Here is a 519-nt window from a genome sequence, read left to right as displayed (position 1 = left end):
CCGGCGTACCTTTCTCAAGTTCTCTCAAACAAAAATACCAATCAAAAAGTCGTTGTGATCAGTAATGTCACAGTGGCACCTTTGTATGCCGATAAAATCCTTCATCAACTAAAACAACTTGGTTGTGATGCTTCGTTACTTGAGTTGTCTGATGGCGAGCAGTACAAAAACTTGGATGTGTTTAACCAAGTCATGAATTTCCTGCTAGAGGGAAGTTATGCTCGTGATGTGGTCATTATCGCCCTCGGTGGTGGTGTAATCGGAGATCTCGTCGGTTTTGCTTCAGCCTGTTATCAGCGAGGTGTGGACTTTATCCAAATTCCAACGACGTTGTTGTCCCAAGTGGATTCTTCCGTTGGCGGCAAAACAGCAGTCAATCATCCGCTAGGTAAAAACATGATTGGCGCATTTTACCAACCGAAAGCGGTGATCATCGATACCAACTGTTTATCGACGCTACCTGAGCGTGAATTTGCTGCTGGTATAGCTGAAGTGATCAAATACGGCATTATTTATGAT

General features: G+C 43.7%; 1 protein-coding gene. It reads left to right on the top strand.

The window, feature by feature from the left end; all coding sequences use genetic code 11:
- On the top strand, nt 1–519 hold a 519-nt coding region (locus R8N49_RS30415; RefSeq protein WP_318190862.1), incomplete at both ends, for a 3-dehydroquinate synthase family protein.

The organism is Vibrio sp. 1978 (assembly GCF_033344345.1).
This window is presented reverse-complemented; position numbering and strand designations above follow the sequence as displayed.